The 20,582-nt window shown below is 46.9% G+C and carries 12 protein-coding genes; 5 read left to right on the forward strand and 7 right to left on the reverse strand.

The features are described from left to right. The first annotated feature begins 604 nt into the window (after window positions 1-604). Window positions 605-1,363 carry a NigD1/NigD2 family lipoprotein gene (locus tag WKT13_RS05485; RefSeq protein ID WP_298619826.1) on the forward strand — a complete coding sequence of 253 codons (759 nt, stop codon included), beginning with the start codon at window positions 605-607 and terminating at the stop codon, window positions 1,361-1,363. A gap of 151 nt (window positions 1,364-1,514) precedes the next feature. Here WKT13_RS05485 and WKT13_RS05490 read toward each other — a convergent pair whose 3' ends face one another. After that, on the reverse strand, window positions 1,515-2,846 hold the full coding sequence (locus WKT13_RS05490; RefSeq protein ID WP_340323175.1) for an MATE family efflux transporter: 1,332 nt from the start codon (window positions 2,844-2,846) through the stop codon (window positions 1,515-1,517). 197 nt (window positions 2,847-3,043) lie between these two features. On the opposite strand from WKT13_RS05490, the gene bcp reads away from it, so the two are divergent. Next, window positions 3,044-3,496 carry a thioredoxin-dependent thiol peroxidase gene (bcp, locus tag WKT13_RS05495; RefSeq protein ID WP_340323176.1) on the forward strand — a complete coding sequence of 151 codons (453 nt, stop codon included), beginning with the start codon at window positions 3,044-3,046 and terminating at the stop codon, window positions 3,494-3,496. A gap of 169 nt (window positions 3,497-3,665) precedes the next feature. Here the strand turns inward: bcp and WKT13_RS05500 are convergent, their stop codons facing one another. Together WKT13_RS05500 and WKT13_RS05505 are read right to left on the reverse strand one after the other, a co-directional pair. Then, window positions 3,666-5,543, reverse strand: a complete 1,878-nt coding sequence (locus WKT13_RS05500; RefSeq protein ID WP_340323177.1) for a DUF349 domain-containing protein — start codon at window positions 5,541-5,543, stop codon at window positions 3,666-3,668. Window positions 5,544-5,724: 181 nt separating this feature from the next. Then, entirely contained in the window at window positions 5,725-6,651 is a 927-nt protein-coding gene (locus WKT13_RS05505; RefSeq protein ID WP_298619819.1) for a magnesium transporter CorA family protein, read from the reverse strand. 333 nt (window positions 6,652-6,984) lie between these two features. Between WKT13_RS05505 and WKT13_RS05510 the strand changes: the two genes are divergently transcribed. Then, the gene (locus WKT13_RS05510) at window positions 6,985-8,445 is read left to right on the forward strand and encodes a hypothetical protein (RefSeq protein ID WP_340323178.1); all 1,461 of its coding nucleotides are present in this window, start codon (window positions 6,985-6,987) and stop codon (window positions 8,443-8,445) included. 1,082 nt (window positions 8,446-9,527) lie between these two features. Continuing rightward, window positions 9,528-10,418 (forward strand): YitT family protein, encoded by an 891-nt coding sequence (locus tag WKT13_RS05515; RefSeq protein WP_298619817.1) that lies wholly within the window; start codon window positions 9,528-9,530, stop codon window positions 10,416-10,418. Window positions 10,419-10,545: 127 nt separating this feature from the next. Here the strand turns inward: WKT13_RS05515 and WKT13_RS05520 are convergent, their stop codons facing one another. The 3 genes from WKT13_RS05520 to WKT13_RS05530 are packed head-to-tail and all read right to left on the reverse strand — an operon-like array spanning window position 10,546 to window position 16,026. Beyond that, window positions 10,546-11,718, reverse strand: coding sequence for a TolC family protein (locus tag WKT13_RS05520; RefSeq protein ID WP_340323179.1), 1,173 nt, complete (start codon window positions 11,716-11,718; stop codon window positions 10,546-10,548). Between the two features lie 2 nt (window positions 11,719-11,720). Further along, a complete protein-coding gene (locus WKT13_RS05525; RefSeq protein WP_340323180.1) occupies window positions 11,721-14,834 on the reverse strand; it encodes an efflux RND transporter permease subunit in 3,114 nt (1,037 codons plus the stop codon). Window positions 14,835-14,856: 22 nt separating this feature from the next. Beyond that, the gene (locus tag WKT13_RS05530; protein ID WP_298619813.1) at window positions 14,857-16,026 is read right to left on the reverse strand and encodes an efflux RND transporter periplasmic adaptor subunit; all 1,170 of its coding nucleotides are present in this window, start codon (window positions 16,024-16,026) and stop codon (window positions 14,857-14,859) included. Window positions 16,027-16,839: 813 nt separating this feature from the next. On the opposite strand from WKT13_RS05530, the gene clpB reads away from it, so the two are divergent. Continuing rightward, window positions 16,840-19,428 (forward strand): ATP-dependent chaperone ClpB, encoded by a 2,589-nt coding sequence (gene clpB / locus WKT13_RS05535; RefSeq protein ID WP_340323181.1) that lies wholly within the window; start codon window positions 16,840-16,842, stop codon window positions 19,426-19,428. A 245-nt stretch (window positions 19,429-19,673) separates the two neighbouring features. Here clpB and WKT13_RS05540 read toward each other — a convergent pair whose 3' ends face one another. Further along, a complete protein-coding gene (locus tag WKT13_RS05540) occupies window positions 19,674-20,249 on the reverse strand; it encodes a manganese efflux pump MntP (protein ID WP_340323182.1) in 576 nt (191 codons plus the stop codon). Window positions 20,250-20,582: the final 333 nt, after the last annotated feature.

Below are 20,582 nucleotides of genomic sequence, written 5' to 3' on the forward strand. Positions count from 1 at the left end.
CTCATAATTCGCGTATTTGCGTCCGACGGAGAGTCAGTCTGCAAATTCTCGCTTATTTTTCGGGGTAGAACAGAAAACTCAGACGAAAAAATCACTGGATACTTAAAATCTGTAAGTACCACATATTGCATTCCTTTTCAGCAGACAGGAACAACAATGATTAGGGATTGAAGCTGCTATTTTTTTGAAACCAGACTCAACCTGATTTCCATATTACCGTTCGTGATGCTACAAAAAATACAGAACAAATATAATACATATGATATAAGCATCCACAGCCACAAATATTCTTTTCGACAATATGGTCTTCCGTTGATAATCAGACGGAACACAAGCGGCATAATGTCAAAATTTTTTACCATTCGTAAAGCAGGGAATATTCTCACTGAGAAGACAAGAACATACCCGCAAATCATAACCACAGCACATCACTCTCAGGGACGGCACAACATGATGACCGTGGAAAAAAGAAAGAAACGGATATGTATGAAAATGTGAAGATTTGCCGATTTTAACATCATTTTGCACAAATGGATGCAAAACAGGAACAATTTGTGCATTATATCTACAGAAAAAGGACATAACACGATAAAAAATGAAGAATATGAAGAAACTGAAATTATCACTGCTTTTTTTAAGCATACTATCCGTCGGAATGACATTCCAATCGTGTGACGACGATGATGAATACTACTATTATTATCCGATAAACAGACCTAACGCAGTAGTGACAGTAAAACCTGAGACTGCCGACAGCAAGTTCTTCCTGCAGCTCGACGACTCAACAACACTCACTCCGCTCAACATGAGAACGTCTCCTTATGGTGACAAGGAAGTAAGAGCATTCATCAACTTCAGCTACGCCGAACAGCAGAACAACAAACGCAACTTCAATGTTTACGTGAACTGGATGGACAGCATACTGACCAAGTCGACTGCAACAAACCTTGGCGTTGAGGAGAACATAAAGAAATACGGTCAGGATCCGGTGGAGATAGGCACAAGCGACTGGGTGACCATAGCCGAGGACGGATATCTCACACTGAGCTTTAAGACAAAATGGGGCAGCCAGAAACCGCACTACGTGAACCTCGTGGCAGGAGAGAATCCGAACGATCCGTATGAAGTGACATTCTATCACAATGCCGATGGCGACGTGAACGGCCTATGGGGCTACGGCATCGTGGCATTCAAACTTGACAAACTGCCTGACACAGAAGGCAAGACTGTGGACCTGACACTGAAATGGAAGTCGTATAACGGCGACCGCAAGGTGACATTCAAATACTGCACACGCAAATCCACAAACGCTAACGCCGAGACCGTGGTAAAGGCTTCGGAATATATGAAGACCCTGAAATAATAGAGACATGCCGGGACCGGGGCGGCACGGCACAACAGCCTGCTACAACCTGCTGTTCCGGCATACTCCCGACAACGGGGCACAACCTCTGGAAAATATCAGCAACAATAAATCATAATATTTTCATAGGCTTTAAACTTTGATTCATCTCTCAGTGGGATGTCTTCTCTGGATGAAGAGAGGACATCCTCTTTTTTTGTACCATGAAAAGCAAAGTCTGGATGACGCTACGCGAAGCAAGATAGACTATAAAGGCAAACCAAAGGGCATGATTGCCCCACAACACACGGAGCGACAGATAAACACCGAAAAACAAAAGAGCTGAAACTATGGAGGAAAGCATCATGCCACGTGTAGCCGTGACGCCTATAAACACTCCGTCCCACACAAAAGCAGCCATACCTGCTGCAGGTATGGCTACAGCCCATGGGAAATAAGCCGCAGAGGATGCTATGACGGAAGCATCATCGGTGAGCAGCGAGAGGAATGCACTGCCACCGGAAGCATATAAGGCTGTGTAAGCCACTGCGAGAATAAGTCCCCACATGAAAAGATGGCGCACCGTGGAGAGGAACATACGTTCGTTGCGGGCACCGTAATAGCGGCCGCAGAGTGCCTCGCCGGCATAAGCAAAACCATCCATGACATAGGAAAAGAGAGTGAAGAGCTGCATGAGCAGAGTATTGACCGCAAGAACAACAGCTCCATGTGACGCTCCGGCTGAGAGGAAAAAGAGATTTACGGCCACAATGAACAGAGTGCGGATAAATATGTCGCGGTTGACACTGAAGAACCTGCACATGGCCTGAAAATCAAACAGTCCGACGGCGGAATAATGATTGCGGATCCGTCCATAACTAATGAACAGAAACAGCACAGCGGCAAACAGACCGGCATACTGGGCAATAAGCGTTCCCAAGGCAACACCTTCGACTTTCATACCGAACACATACACCAGGCTCAGACTTGCGGCTATGTTCACCACGTTCTGCATAATTGAAATGAACATCGGTATGCGTGTGTTCTGCATGCCGATGAACCAGCCGGTCAGTCCGTAAAGACACAACATGGCAGGAGCACCCCATACGCAGATATCGAAATAGGTATGCACAAACACAGTGATGTCCGGCGACGGACTGACAACAGCAAGTGCAAGGCTGAGCAGCGGATGTCGGAACAAGATTATCAGTGCTGCCACAACAAGAGCCACCGTGAGCGAACGCAGCAACAGACGCACAACGTCAGCCAGATCGCGGCGTCCGAACGACTGTGAGGTCATTCCGCTCGTACCCATACGCAGAAATCCGAATATCCAGTATATCACATTGAATATCATCGAACCAACGGCTATCGCACCGATATAAACCGCATCGCCCATATGTCCCACTATCGCCACATCCACAAGACCGAGCAACGGCACTGTGATGTTGGAAACTATGGATGGAAGAGCTATGCGCAGTATCTGACGGTTTATCTGTTTCATCTGCTGAGGTATATATGTACTGTTGTTTTCACAGCGCAAAATTATCTGTTTAATGACAAACGTCAAGCACCGTGTTTCCGTTTTAACATTTATTCGCTTTGAGATTCAAACACCATGCGTTATCTTTGCATCCACTGGCATTATCTTTGTATAAGATCAGAAAAAGAAGTTATAAACAACAAAAAGGGAATAAGATTATGGAAATAGGAAACAAAGCTCCGGAAATACTGGGCGTTGACCAGAACGGAAAAGAAGTGCGCCTGAGCGACTACGCCGGCAAAAAACTCGTACTGTATTTCTACCCAAAGGACTCCACTCCGGGATGCACAAGCGAGGCATGCAGCCTGCGCGACAACTACGAAGAACTGAAAGCGAAAGGCTACGAGGTTGTTGGCGTGAGTGTGGACAGTGAGAAATCTCACCAGAAATTCATCGAGAAGAACCAGCTGCCGTTCACCCTTATAGCTGATACAGACAAGAAACTCGTTGAGGAATTCGGCGTATGGGGCGAAAAGAAAATGTGTGGCAGAACATACATGGGCACATTCCGTACAACATTCATCATAGATGAGAACGGCGTAGTGGAAAATATCATTGGTCCGAAACAGATAAAGGTGAAGGAGCACGCAGGACAGATTCTCAGTCTTTAAGACAGAAACATGACGTGTCTGAGGTGTAACCTTCATCTCAGACACACACATAAAAAAGCGTGGTGGTACATCCGGCCGACAGAATTAAAACCATACTGTCATTAGCGGAACGTACCACCACGCTTTGTTTATTTATTTTCTATACGACGGTATCGTGCCATACTGAGAATCAGTCGGCCTGTTCTGCGTCGATAGCCTTGATCTTCTGTTTTACGAGTTCCATATCGTCTTTCAACTTCTGAACCTTTCTGTTCATCTCGTCTACAAGACTATTGCCCTTCTTGCTGCTTGCTGTGAGGAATCCGAGGTTGTTCTCGTATGTCTGGATTTCCTGACGCAACTGGTCATAACGGCGCATCAGACGACCGCGTTCGTTGTCGAGAGCGTCCTCGCCACGCTTTGCAACATTCTTCAAATTTGTCTTGAAGTTGTCAAGCTTACGGCGTGTGCTTGATATGTTAAGCTCCTTATACAACTTGTCGAGCACTGCATGATATTCGTTGTAGACATTGTCTTTCTCCTTATAAGGCACGTGTCCCACAGAGTTGTATTCCTCAACGAGCTGCTGTATCTTTTCCTGTACGTTCTCAACACCTTCGGTTGTAAAGTCGCGAAGTTTTGCAATGATAGAACGTTTCTTCTCAAGGTTGGCACGTTCTTCATTGTGTACACCGGCATTTGCGGCATTACGGGCAGCGAAGAACTTGTTACATGCCTCCAGGAAATCGTTCCACAACTGATCGCCTATCTTCTTAGGCACACTGCCTATGGTCTTCCACTCTTTCTGCAGAGCTATGAACTTGTCACCGGTAGACTTCCAGTCAGTGCTGTCAGACATTGAACGCGCTTTCTCTATAAGAGCTTTTTTCTTCTCCACGTTAGCGGCAAAAGACTCCTTGAGTTCCTTGAAGAAAGCAGCCTTGCGCCCAAAGAAATCATCGCATGTGCCGCGGAAACGCTCGAATATCTTGACATTCATCTTCTGCGGAGCAAATCCGATGGTCTTCCATTCTGCCTGAAGAGCTATTATTTCCTTTGTATGTTTCTCCCAATCGCTTGCACCCTTGTTTTCTTCTTTGGCAATAGCCTCAGCCTTCTCACAGAGTTCCGTCTTGCGTGCAAGATTGTCTTCCTCCTTGGCACGGAGGCTCTCAAAGTGCTGCTGATGGCGTTTGTTTATCACAGTTGATGCAGCCTTGAAGCGTGTCCAGATGCTTTCGCGCAGGTCTTTTGCCACAGGACCAATCTCACGGTACTGCTGATGAAGTTCCTGCAACTGGTGGAATGCACTGATTACATCCTGTTCTTCAGCCAGTTTTTCAGCCGACTCGCACAGTTTTGTCTTCAGTTCAAGATTCTTCTTGAAATCATATTCGCGTGCTTCGATATTAAGTTTGAGCAGATCATAGAACTGTTCTACATAAAGCTGATAGCTGCGCCACAACTCACTGGCCTTATTTGCCGGAACAGCCTTTATCTCCTTCCACTGCTGCTGCAGCTCTTTGAATTCAGCATAAGATTTATTGGCTTGCTCTGGCGAGGTGGCCATAGCTTTGATCTTATTTATAATCTCAAGCTTCTTTTCAAGATTTTCCTGTTTTTCAGCTTCCTGCTGCTGGAATATTTTTGTGCGGTTCTCACGTATTACAGCCATTTCTGCCTTGAAGATATTCTCATCCTCATCGGGCACAATCTGATATTTCTCCGGATCACCTCCATCGTTGAGGTATTCCTTCAAACGGGCTTCACGTTCCGCAATATGTATTTTATAGAAAGAGGTTTTAAGATGATCAATCTCTTCCTTGTTTGAAAATTCTTTATTGGCAACGATTTCCTTCAGACGCGCAAGAATTTCTTTCTTTGTTTTGTACGTCTGCAACAAAGGTGCTTCTTCTGTCATATTCTCATCAGAACAGACATTTTCGGTTTCCGCTATCAGGCTTTCCGGTTTGTTTTCATCCTGGTTTACTTGAGCAACAGACTGCTCCATGCCTTTTTCGTTTTCATTCACTCCATTCTGAAGAGCATTTTCTTGAGAATCCATCATTTCACTGTTTTAAGTTTATGACACGGTTTTTCCACAATATCCAAGCAAATATCAAAATGCCTTTATATTCAAAGACATTAACATTTTGCATGATATTTTAAATTCAAATAATTATTGATGCAAACTTAAATAAAAAAAAGTAATTCCGCAAAAAAACTTATGTATTTTTTACATTTTTCCGTCAAAGTAATCTTTTGTGGCGCAAAATAAACCATGACAGCCCTGAAACACATACGGAAATAACCAATGCCACAATGAATCCATAACTGGTTGACTCCATGCCATTGATAAGGTTCATTCCGAAAAGCGAGGCTATAAGCGTCGGGAACATCATTATAATAGAAACCGATGTGAGCGTACGCATCACGGTGTTCATATTATTGTTGATGATGCTCGAATAGGTGTCCATCGTTGATTCGAGAATGTTGGAATAGATGTTTGTTGTTTCTCGCGCCTGCGACATCTCGATATTGACGTCTTCAATAAGATCAGCGTCAAGTTCGTCGACCTGAAGTTTGAACTTCAGTTTCGCAAGAAGAGTTTCGTTGCCACGGATTGACGTTATAAAATATGTAAGAGAATCCTGCAGACGACTGAGTGCGATAAGCGATTCATTGTTCACCACATTGTCAAGATTATGCTTTGCCTTCTCTATGAGAGTGTTTATCTGCTTCAATCGTTTCAGATACCACACTGCGGAAGAAAGGAACAAACGGAATATCATATCCACATAGTCGGTGAAGCCCTCGCCGCGTTTCTGCTGGTAGCTCACAAAATCAATCATCATGTTTGTCTCATAATAACAAACAGTGATTGTGACATCACCTTTATGAATAATACCAAGCGGAACAGTGGTGTACGGCGTACGCGAACGTATCTCCTTCACATAAGGAATACGAAGGATTATAAGCATCCAACCGTCATCATATTCGTAACGGGCACGCTCATCGGTATCGCTTACGTCGGAAAGGAAATAATCGGGTAAATTGAATTTATCTTCAAGCCACTGCTGATCTTCTTCAGTAGGACATGTCACTTGTATCCAGCAGTTGGGTTGCCACTCAGCTATCGCTTTCAGGGCACTGTCAGTATTCCAGAATGTTCTCATAAAGCTAATCTCCTTAGATTTCTCGTCTTTTGATTTGTCGGCAGGAGACAGTCTCTTTGCTTAGAGTAACACTCTGTCACCAGCCTCAGAAAGTAATATTTTCCGCGTGATAATCGTCCATAAATTCGTTTTAATTGTTGCGGATGCAAAGTTACAGAAAAACTTTGATTATGCAAACTCTTTTTTGAAATTCGTGTATGCATGCAAAAAGTTAACAAGAATGTAACATTGTTTACAATCATTAAAATTTCAATAATCTCTATTTTATAGTTGTTATAACAATTATATAGTCTAATATTATATTTTTAACAACCAAACAAAAAAACATTAAGCATGAAAAAGACTTTACTATTACTAAATTCATTTTTTCTTGGCATGTTGCCATCATTCGCCCAGCAAGAGGGACAAATCAGAGTTAAAAGCGGATTTACGGCAGACGTAGTTGCTGAAGGAGTACCTGTGGAAGAACACCTTGTACTTGGAATTGACAACGGAAGTGTTGGACTGTTCAGCAAGAAACTGGACTTTGTCAATAACGGATTACCATCTGAAATGCCGATGAAGGCATTTGAAAGCGGCAACCTTTACAACATTGACTATACAACGAACAACGCTCTCAGACTGGCAGGTCCCCAGGATCCGGCAGGCAGCAATTTTCCAACAAACGGAGAACTCATGCTGAGCACTCCCGTAAAAACAGACAAATTGTGGTTGCTCTGCATCTGCGGAAACGGACCGACAGATTTATATGTAGAAGTTTTCTATAAAGGAGGAGATTATACATATGCCAACATCACAATAGAAGACTGGTGGAACGAAAGCAAGGATCCGGAAGAACACAAAGGCAAAGACGAGGCTTTCTGGGGATTCGACCGCATAGACCGTGAGACAGAAAATCCGCAGGGCGTAAGTGCTGTGCGCCTTCTCGAAAAATCAATAGCAACAGACCCCAACAAGGAAATTCAGTCTGTGTACATTGAAAAGACCAACGTAAGCAACGGATATCCCACAATTCTCGGATTATCAACAGGCAGTCAGCCCATTGAAATAGCAGAAGGTTTCAATGCAGACGTTGTTGCGGAAGCAAGACCTATAAGCGAACACTCCAGCGCTCCGCTCGACAGAAACGCATGGGTGCTTTATTCCCAGTCTCTTGGTGAGATAGAAATGACAACCGAATACGGTCTTCCTGAAGACGGAAACATTGTAACAAAAAGCAACAGGACATATAAAGTGGATTATAGCGCGCTCAATGCCACACGACTCATTGCCGATGATATGGAAACACCCGACGTAGACGAGTCAACCACTACACTCGAGTTGGAAGACAAACCTACGGTAAGCGACTATGGTTCACTTGTTTATCTTGCAACTGCAGGAAATGGTCCGGCCGTGATAGACGTAACATATAATTATACAGACGGTTCCAACAGCACAAGCTTTATCGAAATACCCGACTGGTGTAACAACCAATCATTGGCTGCCGTACAGACAGGCCGCTATTATGGTGGCGTTGACGACAGAGATTATGTCGGTCTGTATGAAATCGAGGATTATCCGCAAAGCAACAAACAGATAGAAAGCATCACCCTGAACAATTATACCGGCAACAATGACAAAGGCATAATAATGGGTATTTATCTCACTGACGGAACTATAGCAACAGCCATCAAAGACATCAATGCCGATAAGGAGACAAAGGACGGAAAGACCTTTAACGTAAGAGGACAGATAGTTAACGATTCTTACAAAGGCATTGTTATAAAGAACGGCAAAAAGCAAATCACCAAATAATAATACCTTGTACCAAAAGCTGGAATCTGCACCTAATTTCGGGTGCAGATTTTTTTGTACCTGTAATTTCTTTAAAACTGCACCGGGCAAGAGTCAGGACAAAGCACCGGCACACATCCGCATCCGGAAAAAGGCTCAATAGAAAGAATTATGTGGGATATTGATTTCAACGGGAAGAGTGAGACTTCAATAGTGAATCAGCTGTGTTTCATTCCGCTGGAATAAAACAAAATGGGGCACTTACAGATTTTCAGTTTCCTGCGATTTTTTCGTCTGAGTTTTCAGTTCTACCCCGAAAAATAAGCGAGAATTTGCAAACGGACATTACTTCGGACGCAAATACGCGAATTATAAGAACTTCGCATAAGTCATTGAACAGCAACAGCTTATGTATGACATTCATTTTTTCGTCCTGCAATAAGCACAGTTTCGGCTTGTGATATTGCCCGTTTCAGGCCCTGAAATGCTCCATATCACACCATAATATGGGCACAATCATGGCGTGAAACGGCCTTAATCGGAATGTCAGGAAGACTATCCGGTACTGCAAGGTAGTGTATGCTACATGGCGGCATGACCAGAAAGAGACTTTATCGCACTCTATTTCACATTTCTTAACATCTCTTTCGCAATTTTATTTTGTCAAAAAAAAGTCAAGAAAAATTGTAAGTACGCCAGCTGAGTGTTCTGAGAAAATGCTGATATCAGACATGAGAAAAGACGCGGGAAGTATGAGCAAATCTTGTGTTTATGGTTCCCCGGACGAATCGTTATTAACGATAGGATTCTTCCTTTTCGGATTTTCCGGAATTTATACGTAAATTCTCTTCCCCTACTATTTATAGGTTGAGCAGGAAAACTGCGCCATAAAAAAATTACAAACACTGCATCCGCACTTATATTCCTATACATCAGCAGATTGACTGAGACACGCATTAATAAAACAGCATTCTGTAGTGTTTTTTGTAAATAATTCGTGCTACACCATAATAGAAAACATTACACTAAATATCATACGATTTTTTTTGATGCAATAAAAATTTAAGTTATATTTGCATCAACAAAATACAAATATGAATATCATGAACATTAACAACAAAGCCGCCAAATATAGGGTAAAAAAACAGCAGTGGAAGGATCTGTTCTTCATCTTTTTAGGCATACTGCTCTACTCAATAGGTTACACAGCATTCATTCTTCCTGAGAAAGTGGTTATGGGAGGCGTGGCCGGTATATCAGCTTTATTATACTATGCATTCAAGTTCCCAGCCGGAGCATCCATTTACATTCTCAATGCCACAATGTTGCTTATAGCCTTCAGGGCTCTCACCAAACAATTCAGCATACGCACTATCATCGGCGTAACGATAATGGCAGTGCTTGTCGGTGCGCTGCAACCCATTTTTGAGGCATTCCCAATCATCACCGCAGGAAAGGACACATTCATGCACGTACTCATCGGAGGTGCGATGGCAGGAGCGGGCCTTGGCCTTGTGTTCTCGCACAACGGTTCAACCGGAGGCACCGATATCATCATAGCGCTGCTCAACAAATACTTCCGAATGAGTTTCGGACGGGCCATGCAGTTCATCGATATCACCATCATCAGTTCGTCATACATCCTGTTCCACAGCTCTGAAAAGATTGTCTATGGTATTGCTTTCACTCTGGTAGCAAGTTTCGTATGCGACTACGTCATCAACGGAGCACGCCAGACTGTGCAGTTCATCATCATATCAAAAGAATACGACAAGATAGCCGATGTGATAAACCAGAAGCTCCATCGCGGTGTCACGGCAATAACAGGAAAAGGCTGGTATTCAAAGAAAGAGGTCGATATACTTATTGTTCTTGCACGCAAATACGAGTCACAAGACCTTTTCAACTACATCAAAAGCATCGACCCTGACGCTCTCGTATCACAATCCTTCTGTCACGGAGTGTTCGGCGAGGGTTTCGACAAGATAAAATAAACTACACGCAACATAAAAAACAGGCAGGACATTCGCCCTGCCTGTTTTTGTATCCACTACTTATTGTTCTGTATTTTCTCAATGCTCTGCCGTAGTTTCCTACTGTTACAGCAGAGCATCATATTTATTACAAATCACCCTTTGTTAGTTCAGCCAACACCTTCTGATATCTGTTTTCAAGTTGCATCTGCGTCTGCAGATTCTTGTATATGGCGTCAGCCTCAACATAATAATCAATAAGCGAAAGCTCACCGCCCTCCACAGCCTTACGCAGGAGGTCGAGCGTTGAATTGAGCAATGCCGTATCATAGGTGTCCGCAGCCTTGCGCAACTGCTTCATCTCATTCACTTGCGAACGCACATTGTTCTCTGTCTGCACCTTCACATTGTCCAGCTGCAGCGTGGATTCCTGCAGTCTTGCCTTGGCCGACTTCAGTTTGTTGCGTCCCGAGAACAAAGGGAACGACGCGCCGACCATGAAACCGTTGCTAGCATCCGAACCGTCGGTGTTTCGTCTGTAACCCAACTCCAGCTTAGGCAGCCAGTTCTGTCTGTTCACTTTCACTTCCTGAGCCGAAGCCTTTACCTCCGCACGTGCCGAACGAAGCGTCAACTCGGAAGACACAGCCTTGTCATAAAGAGCCTCATAGTCCACCAAGGCCTGTCCGGAAGGATAATCCTTCAGGCTGAATTCAAGAGGCATATTGCCATTCAGTGCCAGAAGCGACTGCAAAGCCGTCTGATGCGCCACCTCATTCTGCGTCACTTCCGTCTGTACATTCATCCTGTCCATCTTCACTTTGTTCACCTCCAGTATGGTGGCATCACCATTCTTCATTCTCGTTTCATACATGGTGAGCAGTTCCTCGGCGTTCTTGCGGCGCTTCTCGAGCAGTTCACGCTCCTGATTCAGAAGTATCAGGTCAAGACACAACTGCTTTGCCGAAAGCAGAATATTGCATCGCGAAGTCTGATAACCCAGATCAACAACTTCTTTCTGCAGCTTTCCCGACTTGCTGCGTGCCGCATACACCGTCGGAAAATCGAAACCCTGCTTCACAACAAGTTCCGAAGTAGCAATGCCGTCAACACCTTTGGCAAAAAACGGACTGTACTCCACGCTGGGATCCTCCAGATTGTTCTGGGCCTCGATATCAAGCGCATCCGCCTTGCCCCGCTCGCCCAGCGCCTGCAGTTCCTTGTTGTTCTGCTCCACACTTCTCAGTATCTCGTCTATGCTCTGCGCACCGGCATTCAGTCCGAATGCCAGTACCGCAGCAACTATAATAACCTTTTTCATCGTCATTTCGTTTTATTTCGTTTCATCTTTTCTTCCTTTCCCTGCATCCACTCATACACGACGGGCAATATAAACGCGTTGAGGAAAGTGGACGTAAGCAGTCCGCCCAATATAACCTTTGCCATCGGACTTTGTATTTCATTACCAGGCAGACCGCCTCTCAATGCCAGAGGCACAAGTGCCAAGGCCGATGTTAGCGCTGTCATAAGTATGGGGTTAAGTCGGTCGAGCGAACCTCGCAGCACACTCTCGCGTACAGACAATCCGTCTTCATTGCGCAGCGCGTTGTATCGGGTTATGAGCAGCATACCGTTTCGCGTGGCAATACCAAACAGCGAAATGAATCCGATGATGGCCGGGATGCTCACCTCGCCCGTCGTAAACACCAGTGCGAACACACCTCCGATGAGTGCAAGTGGCAGGTTAAGCATGATGACACCGCTCTCAAAAGAGTTCTTGAACTGCATATAAAGCAACAGGAATATCACCACTATACTCATCAGCGATGTTATCATAAGCGTACGGCTGGCCGCCTGTTCGCTCTCGAACTGTCCGCCATATTCTATATGATAACCTTCCGGCAGCTTTATCTGACTGTCAATTCGTTTCTGTATATCGTTCACAACGCTGCGAAGGTCGCGTCCGCTTGTATTGGCAGAGATGACAATCTTGCGCTTAACATTCTCGCGGTTGATGGTATTCGGACCCTTGGCCGACACTACATCAGCCACCTCCGTAAGCGGAATACGCTGTCCGTCGGCCGTGTCTATCATCATGTCCTCTATGCGTTCCATTGTCTTGCGGTCATCTTCGTCCACACGCACCACAAGATTGAAGCTCTTACCACTCTCATACACCTGTGACACAGTCTCACCGGCCATGCACACCGATACGAACTCCGCAAACTCAGGAAGCGATATGCCATACTTGCGCAACATGTCTCTGCGCGGCACAATCTTCAGTTCCGGACGTTCTATCTGCTGCTCCACGTTCAGGTCAGCTATACCTTCCACCGACTCAATCGACTCCTTTATCTCGTTACCTATGAGGAACATGCGGTTCAAGTCGTCGCCGAAGAGCTTTATAGCAATATTGGCCTGTGTACCACTGAGCATTGCATCGATGCGATGGCTTATGGGCTGACCGATCTCTATGTTCACACCCGTGAGCACAGACAGTTTCTTTCGCACGTCGGCAAGCACTTCCTCATGCGAACGATCCTTCAGTTCGAACGGGGCCTCAATCTCCGAAACGTTCACTCCCAAAGCGTGCTCGTCAAGCTCGGCACGTCCTGTCTTGCGCGCCACTGTCTTTATCTCGGGCACAGTCAGTAAAAGTTTCTCCGCACGGCGACCTATGTTGTCCGATTCCTCAAGCGAAATTCCGGGCAGCGAACTGATGTTTATCGTGAACGAACCTTCGTTGAATCCCGGCAGGAAACTGTGGCCGAGCGTGAAGAAGAAGCCTATGGCCGCTACGAGCAACACAGCCGTACCACCCACCACGGTCTTCTTATGCCCCAACACCCAAAGCAATGCCGCCTCATAATATTTCTTCAACCACACTGCCACAAAAGCCTCCTTTGGCAATCCTTCACTACCCTTGCGGCCGCCGAGCAGATAGCTGCACAGCACCGGTGTGAGTGTCAGCGCGACAATAGTCGATGCAAACAGTGCCACAATGAATGCTATACCGAGCGGAATGAGCATCTTACCTTCCATACCACTGAGGAAGAACAACGGCACAAAACTTACAACTATTATAATAGTGGAATTGAGAATAGGCATACGAACTTCGCGCGAAGCATCGAACACAACGTCGAGCACCGGCCGACGTTCCTCTGCCGGCAGCATGCGGTTCTGGCGCAGATGCTTCCACACATTCTCCACATCCACTATGGCATCATCCACAAGTGAGCCAATGGCAATGGCCATACCTCCGAGGCTCATGGTGTTGATGCTAAGTCCCATATAATGGAGCACAAGCAGCGTTATGAGCAAGGATAGCGGCAGAGTGACAAGCGATATGACTGTCGTACGGACGTTGGCAAGAAACAGAAACAACACTATCACAACAAATATGGCACCCTCGATGAGCGACTCCTGCACATTGTCTATCGAGCTGTTTATGAAGTTGGCCTGTCTGAATATATCTGTAGACACGTGCACATCAGACGGCATGTTCTTCTTAAGGTCCTTTATGGCCTCCTCCAGTTTTTCTGTCAGTTCAATCGTTCCCGTGTTGGGCTGCTTCGTTACAGTGAGCAGTACCGCCGGTTTGCCTTTCTCCGAGGCCACACCCAGCTTGGGTTGCTGTGCACCTATCTTCACATCGGCCACGTCGGCCAATGTCACCGTTGTACCCGAAGCCGTTCTGAGAGCCGACTGTGACAACTTCTCCACATCGTTCTCCGAAACTATTCCGCGCACGATGTATTCATTGCCATACTGATATATCACACCTCCACTGGTGTTCTGGTTCATTCCTCGCGTTGCGGCCATCACCTCCGAGAGACTCACTCCGTAGTGTTTCATCCGGTCGGGATGTATCAGTATCTGATATTCCTTTATATCGCCGCCCAGCACTGCCACCTGTGCCACACCGCCAGTAGACAGCAAACGCGGACGCACGGTCCAGTCGGCAAGTGTGCGAAGGTCGAGCATCGACGTGCTGTCTGACGTCAATCCCACGATGAGTACCTCACCGAGAATGGACGATTGCGGCCCCAGCACCGGCTGACTGACATTGTCTGGCAGACTTCCACTCACTGTAGAAAGTTTCTCAGACACTATCTGGCGCGCCAGATAAATGTCCGTGTCCCAGTCAAACTCTACCCATACTACAGAAAATCCGGTTGTTGACGACGAACGCACCCTGCGCACATCGGTCGCTCCGTTGACGGCTGTCTCAATGGGGAATGTCACAAGACGCTCCACCTCCTCGGCTGCCATACCGCCGGCCTCGGTCATCACAACTACAGTCGGAGCGTTCAGATCGGGAAAGACATCGACCTCCGTATGAAAGGCCATGTATGCTCCTCCCACCATGAGCAGCACTGACGCCACAAGAACCATAAGACGGTTCTGAAGCGAAAAATGTATTATCTTGTTCAGCATTTCTTTCTTATGTTAAGTTTTATCAGTGTGAATGTGAGTGGGCCGGTATGGCGTTGCTTGCCGAAGCCAGCTTCACATGTATCGCTCCTTTTGTCACCACGGTCTCGCCAGGCTTCAGTCCGCCCAATATTTCTCTGCGAGCACCGTCGCTTGCACCAGTACGTACCTCGCGTTTTTCGTAGCATTCATCATCCAGTCGTACGTAAACATACTTGGTACCTTCCTCCTCTGTCAGAGCCGACTCGGGCACACTCATCACTCCGCTGCGCGTTCCTGTCACAAGATATGCCGTAACGGCCATGCCCGGAAGCAGACCTGCGGTGGCATCAAACTCGAATGTCACAGGTACGTATGAAGACCCGGCGTTCGTCGTACGGCCATAAGCCACAGTGCGGCCATTGAGCGAACTCAGGTCGTAGAGTCCGCCGCCGTATGATGACATGAACCGTGCTGTCTTCACCTGAGCCAATTCCTGCAGATAGCGGCCAGGCACATCAGCCACAAGATAAAGTCGTCTGTTGCGTGTGACGCTCATAAGTGGCTGTCCGGCCGTAACGTAATCACCGTTCTTTACAAGACACTGCATGACATATCCCGTCGCAGGCGACGCCACAGTCACGCCCGCCTTACCCTTTGCTCCGGCCAGAGCCTTCTGTGCTATACGCGCCATATCATAGTTCTCCTTTATGGCGTTGAATTCCTTTTCAGATATTATCTTGTCTTTCACGAGTTTCTGTGCACGTTCATACTCGCGCTTGGCTGTCTCGTAAGTAACTCCGGCACGGTCGGCAGGATCGCCGTCCTGCATGTGTTCAGACGATATACTGAACAGAGCCTGTCCACGTCCTACCTTTGCTCCCTCGGGCATCGGCTTGAGCAAACGCACTATACCAGACATCGTTGCCACCACCGATGCCTCGTCGCCAGAAGCACTCTGCAGACTACCGCTTGTCTGTATGACTGTCTGGAAGTCGCCCGGCTTTATCACTTCGGCCACCACTCCGGCTGCCTTGGCCTTCTCCACCGGCAACACTATCTCGCCGGCATGCGCCTCCTCTTCTTCATGTTTTCCACTCTCCATGTGCTCCTCTTCGGCATGGATGTCCTCATCATGGTCGCCGCTTTTACCGTTATGGCACGAAACAAAAACCATAAGTCCCATAACGCCGGCAATCAATGTTCTTTTATTCATAACGTTTTTAGGTTATTATTTTTTAGTGTATGCAAAATGATGTGCAAATATACAGATAATAACATGCAACTTTGTTGCAATGTTCATCAGCCACCCCAAACAGTCATTGACATATAGTGGTACAGAAATATACCGGAATACACTATGATAGATTATGAGAGCGCAGACGCAGCAATATTCATGTCAGATTATCAACGATATGCTAACGGATGTTAAATGATTAACATTCTGAAATCTACAAACCAGAAAATGAAATTCGGGATAAAGGCTTTTTCACGACAGTCTGGCGGAGTCCGCGAGCTGTTTAAAAACGAAGCACGATGCGAAAGAGCCCATATTGCACTTCAATGAACGCTATTTCATGGGGTGAAACGGCCCATATCAGGGCATAATATGGGCTGTTTCGCAATGCAATTAAGCCCATATTGGAAAGCTAGGACGAGTACATCGTATCACACGCTGCAAACAACTTACTAATAATCAACAATTTAGACACACCCGTCAAGAACTCACGAAAATCCCGTCAGACACCCTTCCAGTCGCAAAAACGCGAAAAATCCGATATTTTTTCACCCTTATTTTTAACACACGCACCACCAAACGAGCACGCGAATTACAAATATTTAACAGGCGATGCACAGCGTTACGCCCATCAAACATATATACAATGTGTAAAACAACAGAAGTTTCCAATACGCCATTTTGACACCACACACATGACATTTTGTCAGCAATCCTCACAGGGCACGCATTTTGTGTTTACAGAAAGCGGAAAACATTAAAGAACATAAAACAAGAAAGGAGAAACAAAACATGACATTCGACAAATTCACAATCAAAGCGCAGGAAGCTGTTCAGGAGGCCGTGAACATAGCGAGCCGCAACGGACAGCAGACCATTGAGCCGGTGCATCTGCTTAAAGGTGTCATGACGAAAGCCAAGGATGTGTCTTCATACATATTCCGGAAACTCGGAGCCAACGCCAATCAGATAGAATCCGTGCTCGACAGCGAAATTGCACGTCTGCCGAAAGTGCAGGGCGGACAGCCTTATCTCAGCAACGACACATCGAACGTGCTGCAGAAAGCCACCGACATTTCTCAGAAGTTGGGCGACGAATTCGTGAGCGTGGAGCCGTTGTTGCTCGCGTTGCTCGCAGTGAACTCCACTGCATCGCGCATCATGAAAGATGCCGGACTTACCGAAAACGACATGCGCAAGGCCATAGAAAACCTGCGTCAGGGACAGAAGGTTCAGTCGCAGTCGGGCGACGAGAATTATCAGTCGCTCGAGAAATATGCCAAAAACCTCGTTGAGGAGGCCCGTCAGGGAAAGCTCGATCCGGTGATCGGACGTGACGACGAGATAAGACGTGTGCTCCAGATACTTTCAAGACGTACGAAAAACAACCCTATCCTCATAGGTGAACCGGGAACAGGTAAGACCGCCATCGTTGAAGGTCTGGCCGAACGTATAGTCCGCGGCGATGTGCCCGAGAACCTGAAGGATAAGCAACTCTACTCTCTCGACATGGGTGCGCTGGTTGCCGGCGCAAAATACAAAGGCGAGTTCGAGGAACGTCTGAAGAGCGTCATAAAGGAAGTGACCAACAGTGAAGGACGCATAATCCTTTTCATCGACGAGATTCACACCCTTGTCGGTGCTGGAGGTGGCGAGGGCGCCATGGACGCTGCCAACATTCTGAAACCTGCCCTTGCACGTGGTGAGCTGCGTAGCATCGGTGCCACGACCCTCAACGAGTATCAGAAATACTTCGAGAAGGATAAGGCCCTCGAGCGTCGTTTCCAGACCGTCATGGTGGACGAGCCTGACGAGCTGAGCGCCATAAGCATCCTGCGTGGTCTGAAAGAACGCTACGAGAACCACCACAAGGTACGTATTCAGGATGATGCCTGCATTGCTGCGGTGAAACTTTCGGAGCGTTACATATCCGACCGTTTCCTGCCGGATAAGGCCATCGACCTTATGGATGAGGCAGCTGCAAAGTTGCGCATGGAGCGCGACTCTGTTCCGGAGGAACTCGATGAGATAACGCGCCGTCTGAAACAGCTGGAGATTGAGCGTGAGGCAATCAAACGCGAGAACGACCAACCGAAGATAGCACAGCTCGACAAGGACATTGCCGAACTGAAAGACCAGGAGAAAGCCTATCGCGCCAAATGGGAAGGCGAGAAAGAACTCGTCAATCGCATACAGCAGGACAAGTTGCAGATGGAGCAACTCAAGTATGAGGCAGAGCGTGCCGAACGGGAAGGCAACTACGAACGTGTGGCCGAGATACGTTACAGCCGTCTGCGCATGCTCGAGGATGACATAAAGAACATACAGAACCAGCTCAAGGGAGCGCAGGGCGACAACGCCATGATACGCGAAGAGGTGACTGCCGACGACATAGCCGAGGTGGTAAGCCGCTGGACAGGAATACCTGTTACACGTATGATGCAGAGCGAACGCGAGAAACTTCTGCACCTTGAGGAGGAACTCCACAAGCGTGTGATAGGTCAGGAGGAGGCCATAACGGCTGTGAGCGACGCCGTACGTCGTAGCCGTGCAGGACTTCAGGACCCGAAACGTCCTATCGCATCGTTCATCTTCCTCGGTACGACAGGTGTAGGAAAGACCGAGCTGGCAAAGGCTTTGGCAGAATATCTGTTCAACGACGAGACGATGATGACACGTATCGACATGAGTGAGTATCAGGAAAAGTTCAGCGTGTCAAGGCTCATCGGTGCACCTCCGGGATACGTAGGATACGACGAGGGCGGACAGCTCACCGAGGCTGTAAGGCGCAAACCTTACTCAGTGGTGCTCTTCGATGAGATAGAGAAGGCTCATCCTGATGTGTTCAACATCCTGCTGCAAGTGCTCGACGACGGTCGTCTGACAGACAACAAGGGACGCACGGTGAACTTCAAGAACACCATCATCATCATGACATCAAACCTCGGCAGCCAGCTCATACGTGAGGAACTGGAGAAACACAATGGAAAGCTCAACAACAGCGAACTCAACCAGCTCAACAACCAGCTGATGACATTGCTGAAGAAGACCATACGTCCGGAATTCCTCAACCGTATCGACGACACCATCATGTTCCTTCCGCTTACAAAGGAGCAGATAGCCGGAGTGGTAAGACTGCAGATGGACGCCGTGAAAAAGATGCTCGAACCGCAGGGATTCAATCTCGAATACACCGATGCTGCCATCAACTGGCTGGCCGACGCAGGCTTCGATCCGGAGTTCGGCGCACGTCCTGTCAAGAGAGCTATACAGGAATATGTGCTCAACGACCTGTCAAAGAAACTGCTCGCCGAAGAGGTTAGCCGCGAGAAACCGGTCATCATCGACGCCAACGGTGCAGGACTTGTGTTCAGAAACTGATTGTAAACTATTTTCAGAAGAATTGATAACGTGCAGGGGGCACAGGCCGGAAAGGCTTGTGCCCCTTATTTTTTTATGTTGCAATAGCATGAGACAAGCTGTTCTGTCATAAGCATACGCATGTTACGCATGCCATATAGAGCAAACCTGTGCAAACAGAAACTGCCGGCAGGATGTGCCGACAGCAGTAAATAAAAACACAGTCAGAATAATCCGACACACGATGTGACGCTTTCACACCTGCATCATAATGCTACATGCTCGTAAAGAATGCGGAATCCGATCAGCAGCAATATGATACCACCGACAAGTTCCGGCTTCAGACGTTTCACAATAGACTTGCCGAACACCACTCCCAGCACATTGCCGAGAACGGACATCACAAACGAGCATACGCCGATGATTATGAGAGGTTCGGACAGTTGTGCCATGTTCTTGTAGCCAAGACAGGCAAACGAAATTCCGACTGCAAGGGCATCGATACTCGTTGCCACGGCAAACAACAGCTGGTTGGTAATCTTCGTCGGATCAAAATGTGCGTCTTCCTCACCGCTGAAAGAGTCTTTTATCATCTTGCCGCCAAGAAACGCCAGAAGTGCGAAGGCTATCCAATGGTCGGCAGATTCGATGTAACTGCTGAAATAGCTTGTCGCCAGCCAGCCGAAGAACGGCATGAGGGCCTGGAAAAGCCCGAAAAGCAAGGCCATTCGCAACGTGACAGACAGAATATATCTGCGTACGATGACACCACTGACGATGGAAACGGTGAAACAGTCCATGGCAAGAGCCATGGCAAGCAGGAAGACATCTAAAAGACTCATTGTGTATACTGATTAAAGTATGTTTGTCTTCGTGACGGCACGAAGAGTATAATGTTATTGCGGTTTGCGGCTGCAAAGGTAACAAAATTATCCGAACGGTATTACGGCTGTTATGAAAAAAACTACAGGACAACGGAACTAAGGCCGCCAACAAAGAGTGGAATCCTGCACGACATGCATCCTTTCCGCTGTGGTCCGACGTATTTTCCTTACGACTGTAGTTGGTTTATTGGTCCTCAGGATACGTACGAATGACGAAATAGTATGTCTGAAAGAAAATAACAAAGGGTTTGATACGTTATAATATCATATCAGAATATTAATGCCATAACT

It is taken from the genome of Prevotella sp. HCN-7019, from assembly GCF_037890215.1.
Classification (GTDB): Bacteria; Bacteroidota; Bacteroidia; order Bacteroidales; family Bacteroidaceae; genus Prevotella.